This window comes from Mesorhizobium sp. M7A.F.Ca.CA.004.04.2.1, from assembly GCF_004022825.1.
In the GTDB taxonomy this organism is placed as follows: Bacteria; Pseudomonadota; Alphaproteobacteria; order Rhizobiales; family Rhizobiaceae; genus Mesorhizobium.
Genome location: NZ_RZPH01000260.1, coordinates 1 through 6,305 on the forward strand (window position 1 = coordinate 1; position 6,305 = coordinate 6,305).

General features: G+C 61.3%; 4 protein-coding genes. All 4 read right to left on the reverse strand.

The features are described from left to right. Window positions 1–29: 29 nt before the first annotated feature. Genes EN893_RS13980 through EN893_RS13995 form a run of 4 tightly spaced genes read right to left on the reverse strand, consistent with a single transcriptional unit; the run spans window position 30 to window position 6,048 of the window. Window positions 30–1,175, reverse strand: a complete 1,146-nt coding sequence (locus EN893_RS13980) for an ABC transporter permease (RefSeq protein WP_127271572.1) — start codon at window positions 1,173–1,175, stop codon at window positions 30–32. Further along, on the reverse strand, window positions 1,175–2,272 hold the full coding sequence (locus tag EN893_RS13985; protein WP_127269782.1) for a microcin C ABC transporter permease YejB: 1,098 nt from the start codon (window positions 2,270–2,272) through the stop codon (window positions 1,175–1,177). The genes EN893_RS13980 and EN893_RS13985 overlap by 1 nt, the downstream gene beginning before the upstream one ends. A 30-nt stretch (window positions 2,273–2,302) precedes the next feature. Continuing rightward, complete coding sequence (locus EN893_RS13990) at window positions 2,303–4,171, reverse strand: extracellular solute-binding protein (protein WP_127269783.1); 1,869 nt, start codon at window positions 4,169–4,171, stop codon at window positions 2,303–2,305. Next, window positions 4,171–6,048, reverse strand: a complete 1,878-nt coding sequence (locus EN893_RS13995) for an extracellular solute-binding protein (protein ID WP_127271570.1) — start codon at window positions 6,046–6,048, stop codon at window positions 4,171–4,173. The genes EN893_RS13990 and EN893_RS13995 overlap by 1 nt, the downstream gene beginning before the upstream one ends. Between the last annotated feature and the right edge of the window lie 257 nt (window positions 6,049–6,305).

Here is a 6,305-nt window from a genome sequence, read left to right on the forward strand (position 1 = left end):
GTCCTGTACGCTGAGCAAGGGGGCTTCGCTCATCTGAACGTCTTGCGCGGATCGAAGGCGTCGCGCGTCGCCTCGCCGACGAAGACCAGCAGCGACAGCATCAGCGAGATGACGACGAAGCCGGAGATGCCGAGCCACGGCGCATTGAGGTTCCGCTGCGCCTGCTTGAGCAGTTCGCCGAGCGAGGCGGAGCCGGGCGGCAGGCCAAAGCCGAGGTAGTCGAGCGAGGTCAGCGTCGAGATCGAGCCTGAGAGCAGGAAGGGCATGAAGGTCAATGTCGCCACCATGGCGTTGGGCAGCAGGTGCCGGAACATGATGGTGCGGTTGGGCACGCCGAGCGCCCGGGCCGCGTTGACATATTCGAAATTGCGGGCGCGCAGGAACTCGGCCCGCACCACGCCGACCAGCGCCACCCAGGAGAACAGCAGCATCAGGCCGAGCAGGATGAAGAAGCCCGGCGGCAGGATGGCGGCGACGATGAGCAGGAGATAGAGCACCGGGATCGCCGACCAGATTTCGATGAAACGCTGGAACAAGAGATCCGTCCAGCCGCCGAAATAGCCTTGCACGGCGCCGGCCGCGACGCCGATCAAGGCCGAGCCGGCGGTCAGGATCAGGCCGAACAGCACCGAAATGCGGAAGCCGTAGATGACGCGCGCCAGCACGTCGCGCGCCTGGTCGTCGGTACCGAGCCAATTCCAGTTGCCGACGATGCAGGCGGGGTCGGCGGCACCCTTCGGATACTGGTTGCAGCGCTTCGTGGCGTCATACTGCCAAGACGGCCTGGCCGGCGCTGCTTCCGGAATGGCGTTGTTGACGGTCTGATAGGAGTAGCGCACCGGTGGCCAGATCATCCAGCCATTGGCGTTGATCTCGTCCTGGATGACCGGGTCGCGATAATCGGTGACGGCATAGAAACCGCCGAATTTTTCCTCGGGGTAGGCGACCAGCACCGGAAACAGGATCTCGCCCTTGTAGGAGGCGATGATCGGCTTGTCGTTGGCGATGAACTCGGAAAACAGCGACAGCACGAACAGGACGAGGAAGATCCACAGCGACCAGTAGCCGCGCCGGTTGGCTCTGAAGTTCTGCAGGCGCCGCTTGTTGAGCGGCGACAGAAACGGCCGCTTGATCCGCGCGGGTGCCGCGTCCACGGGGACTGTAGCCTCCGACATCAGATGTCTCTCCGCTCGAAATCGATGCGCGGATCGACCCAGGTGTAGAGCAGGTCGGACAAGAGACCGACGAACAGCCCGAGCAGCGAGAAGATGTAAAGATTGGCGAACACCACGGGATAGTCGCGCTCGACCACCGACCGGAAGCCGAGCAGGCCGAGGCCGTCGAGGGAAAAGATGTTCTCGATCAGCAGCGAGCCGGTGAAGAAGGCCGAGATGAAGGCGCCGGGAAAGCCGGCGATGACGATCAGCATGGCGTTGCGGAAGACGTGGCCGTAGAGCACCTGCCGTTCCGACAGGCCCTTGGCCCGCGCCGTCACCACATACTGCTTGCGGATTTCTTCGAGGAACGAGTTCTTGGTCAATAGCGTCGTGGTGGCGAAGGCCGACAGCACCAGCGCGGTCAGCGGCAAGGTCATGTGCCAGAAATAGTCGACGATCTTTCCCCACCAGGACAATTGATCCCAATTGTCCGAGGTGAGGCCGCGCAACGGAAACCAGTCCCAGAACGACCCGCCGGCAAACAGCACCATCAGCATGATGCCGAACAGGAAGCCCGGAATGGCATAGCCGACAATGACGACGCCGCTGGTCCAGACGTCGAAGGGAGTGCCGTCCTTGACCGCCTTGCGGATGCCGAGCGGGATCGAGATCAGGTAGGACAAAAGCGTGATCCACAGCCCGATCGAGATCGACACCGGCATCTTCTCCAGGATCAGGTCGAGCACCGAAATGTCGCGGAAATAGCTGTCGCCGAAATCGAAGCGGGCATAGTTCCACAGCATCATGCCGAAGCGCTCGAGCGGCGGCTTGTCGAAGCCGAACTGCTTTTCCAGCTTCTTGATGAATTCCGGATCGAGCCCCTGCGCCCCGCGATATTTCGAACTGACGTCACCGGCTGCATCGAAATTGCTGCCAGCGCCCGCGTCGCCGCCACCGCCGCCGAGGCGGTCGCTGCCGCCCTGATTGGTCAGCCGGGCGATGACCTGTTCGACCGGACCGCCGGGGGCGAACTGGATGACGGCGAAGGATATCGCCATGATGCCGAACAGGGTCGGGATCATCAACAGGATGCGGCGCAGGATATAGGCGCCCATCAGGCCTTTTGCCCCGCTTGAGCGAACATCTCAGCCTTTGCCAATTTTTGCCGCCTTGCCCTTATCGAACCACCACAGCGTCTCGACCGGAAAGCCGAAATCGGGCTTCTGTTCGACAAAGCCGAACATGTCCCAATAGGCGACGCGGTGATTCGCCAGATAGTATGTTGGAATCCAGTCCAGCCGCGCGCGCAAGACCCGGTCGAGCGCTCTGAGCGCCGTGACGAGTTCTATACGGTCTTTCGCCTTGCCGGCTGCCGCGATCAGGGCGTCGATGGCCTTGCTTTCCGTGCCCGGATAGTTGCGCTGCCCCGGGATTTTCGCCATCCGGGAATCATAGAGCATCTGCAGGCTGTCGTCGGTCGGCGTCGCCCCGATCGACCAATGCAGCAAGGCAAGATCGAAGTCGTAATTGCTGTGCCGCTGCTCATACTGCGCCGAATCGATTTGCCGGATCGATGCGTCGATCCCGATCGCCTTCATATTCTCGGACCAAGGGGTGTAGATGCGAACGATGCCGTCGTCCTCCGCCAGCATTTCGACCCGCAGCCGCTCACCCTTGTCGTTGACGACGAAACTGCCATCGCGCTTCCAGCCGGCCTGCGCAAGCAATCTCGAAGCCTCGCCCAGCAGCTTGCGGTCATGGCCCGAACCGTCGGAAAGGGGCTGCGTCACCGCTTCACCAAAAACCTCTGGCGGCAATTCGGCCCGGAACGGCTCCAGCAGGGCCAATTCCTCAGGCGAGGGCAGGCCTTCGGCCTTGTAATCCGACCGTTCGAAGTTCGATTGAGAACGCTCGTAGGAGCCGTAAAACAAGGCCCGCTTCATCCATTCGAAATCGAAGCACCTGGCGATCGCCCGCCGCACCCGCTCATCGCGGAATTGCGGACGACGCTGGTTCAGTGCGACGCTCTGCATGTCCGGCGTCTTCTCGCCGGGAAATTCCCGTTTGACGACCTTGCCGTCCTTCAGCGCCGGAAAGTCATATCCGGTCGCCCATACCCGTGAGGTGAATTCCTCGCGAAAATGCGTGTCGCCTTTCTTGAAGGCTTCGAACGCCGCCTGCCGGTCAAGATAGAAGTCGATGCGGATGCGGTCGAAATTGTAGAGGCCGCGGTTCACTGGGAGATCGCGGCCCCAATAGTCGGCCACGCGGTCATATTCGACAGTCTGTCCGGCCGCCACGCGTCCAATCTTGTAGGGACCCGAGCCAAGCGGCGGTGTCATGGTCGAGGCATCGAAATCATTGGCCGTATAAAAGGCCTTGGAGACGATCGGCATCCCCACGATCGCCAGGATGTTTTGCGCTGACTGTTCGCCGTTGAAAGTGAGGTTGACGGTGGCGGGATCGACCGCAACCGCGTCGGTCATGTACCGCAACGCCTGGGAAAGGTTCGGATGGCCCTTGTCCTTATAAAGCTTCAGCGCGAAGACAACGTCGTCCGCGGTCAGCGGCGAGCCGTCATGGAAACGCGCTTGCGGTCGCAGGGCGAAGCGGAAACCGTTGCGGTCTGGCGACAGGGTAACGGTTTCGGCGAGCAGGCCGTAGGCCGCATCCGGCTCATCGAGCGCGCTTGTCATCAGGGAATCGAAACAGAGTTCGGCGCGCGGCGGAGCCTCTCCCTTCAACACCAGGAAATTCAGGGTGTTGAAGGTCAGGAAGCTCTGATTGAGGGTCGAGTTCGGCGGCGCGAAATTCATCTGGCCGCCTTTTGGGGCGTCCGGATTGACGTAGTCGAAATGCGCGAAATCGGGGTTGTATTTGAGGTCGCCGAAGGCCGACAGGCCATGCAGCTTGGTGCCGGTCGCAATTTCGGCGAAGGCCCGGCCGGGCAACAAGGCGGCGGCTGCCGCGGCACTGCCCAGGGCCAGGAAGTCGCGGCGGGCAAGGGCCGCCATCAATTGCCACCCTTGTATTTGGCCGCCAGCGCCTTCTCCTTGTCCGGGTCGATCCACCAGGAATCGATGTCGGCTCCGGCATAGGCAGGCTGCTTGTCGGGGAATTTGAACTTGTCCCAATAGGCCAGCCACACCGCCGACCGGTAATATTGGGGAACCACGTAGAAGTTCCACAGCAGGATGCGGTCGAGCGCATGGGTGGCGGCGACGAGATCGTCGCGATCGGTCGCGAAGATAATGCGATCGACCAGCGCGTCGACGGTCGGGTCCTTGATGCCCATCAGATTGCGCGAACCGGGCGAGTCGGCAGCTTTCGAGCTCCAGAAGTCGCGCTGCTCGTTGCCCGGCGATTCCGACTGCTGCAGCATCCCGGTAACGACATCGAAATCGAAATTGTTGACGCGGTTGATGTACTGCGTCTGGTCGATGATGCGCAAAGTGGCGTCGACGCCGATCTTGCGCAGATTGGCGATGTAGGGGCTGGCGATGACCTGGTCGGTGTCGTTCCAACCGAGGATTTCAAACTTGAACGGCGCGCCGGTCTTGGCATTGACCATCTTGCCGCCCTTGATCACCCAGCCCGCCTTGGCGAAGAGATCGACCGCCTGTTTCAGGTACTTCCGTTCCGCCTGCGGTGAATCATAAACCGGCAGCTTGAATTCCTGGGTGAAAAGTTCGGGCGGCAGCTTGTCTCGGTATTTTTCCAGGATTTCCAGTTCCTTGCCCTGCGGCAACCCGTTCGAGGCCAGTTCGGTGCCTTGGAAATAGCTCGACGTGCGGGTGTTGAAGCCGAAGAACAGTGTGCGGTTCATGCTCTCGAAATCGAACGGAATGGTCAGCGCTTCACGCACCAGCCGGTCCTGGAACAGCGGCCGCCGCTGGTTGAGGACGAAGCCCTGCATCGGTTCCGGCGCCTGGGTCTGGAAATCCTTCTTGATGACATCGCCGGCTTGGAATGCCGGGAAATTGTAAGCCGTCGCCCATTTGCGCGAACTGTATTCGCGGTTGATGTCTTCCAGCCCACCCTTGGTGAAGGCGAGCCAGGCAGCGTTGTCGTCCAGAATATAGGTGTAGCGTCGGGTGTCGAAATTCTCACGGCCGATCTTCACCGGCAGCTTGGCCGCCCAATAGTCCGGCACACGCTGCCAGATGATTTCCGAACCCGGCTTGAAGCTGGTGATCTTGTAGGCGGCCGAACCGAGCGGAATTTCCAGCGTCGGCTTGGTTACGTCCCGCTTCTTGCCGTTGGCATCGGTGCCTTCCCACCAATGTTTCGGCAGCACGGCAAGGTCGCCGATGATCTTGGGCAGTTCGCGATTGCCCTTCTGGTTGAAATGGAACTCCACCTCGCGATCCGAAATCGCCACCGCATCGGTGACATTCTCAAAATAGCGGCTGTATTGCGGGCTGTTGGCCTTCAGCACATGAAACGACCAGATCACGTCATCGACGGTGATCGGCTGGCCGTCATGCCATTTGGCGCGCGGATCGAGCCGGTAGGTCGCGGAGGAATAATCATCAGGATATTTGTAGGCATCGGCGATCAGTGGATGGCTGGTGCTGCCTTCATCGGTCGCCTGCTCCATCAGCGTGTCGTAGAGCAGGCCGCCGCCAAACCCGACGAGGCCGGCGGCCGGTGATCCCTGGACCACGTAGGGATTGAAGCTGTCGAATGTACCTGGCACCACCGAATTCAGCGTGCCGCCCTTGAGCGCGTTCGGGTTGACGTAGTCGTAGTGCTGGAAATTGGCGCCGTATTTGGACTCGCCGATCAGCGATGAGGTGGTGCGCCATTCGTCGGCGCGGGCAGCCTGCAAGCCCGCCGCCAGAAGGGCTGCCGCCAGCAACGACTTGAGAAGCGTTCGGCCAACCGTCATGCACTATCCTCTTCGCAATGCCCGTTCATGGCAATCTAGATGATTTGGCGCTCGTGAAAACCGCCATGCGCGGCTTTGTCGCCGCCTATGCGGTTTTCCCAACAAAAAAGCCGGGCTGAACCCGGCTTTTTCAAGGTCGTCGAGATGATATCTGGCTATTGGGCAGGCGCCGGTGCGGCCGGAGCCGGGGCGGCGGGAGCGGCCGGCGCGGCACCCTCAGCCGGCTTTGCCGGAGCGGCTGCATCGGCGGGCGCGCC

What these genes read in the sequence shown, in the direction of transcription:
- EN893_RS13980 (WP_127271572.1), bottom strand. Translation starts at nt 1,175, where the DNA reads ATGTCGGAGGCTACAGTCCCCGTGGACGCGGCACCCGCGCGGATCAAG.
- EN893_RS13995 (WP_127271570.1), bottom strand. Translation starts at nt 6,048, where the DNA reads ATGACGGTTGGCCGAACGCTTCTCAAGTCGTTGCTGGCGGCAGCCCTT.
- EN893_RS13990 (WP_127269783.1), bottom strand. Translation starts at nt 4,171, where the DNA reads ATGGCGGCCCTTGCCCGCCGCGACTTCCTGGCCCTGGGCAGTGCCGCG.
- EN893_RS13985 (WP_127269782.1), bottom strand. Translation starts at nt 2,272, where the DNA reads ATGGGCGCCTATATCCTGCGCCGCATCCTGTTGATGATCCCGACCCTG.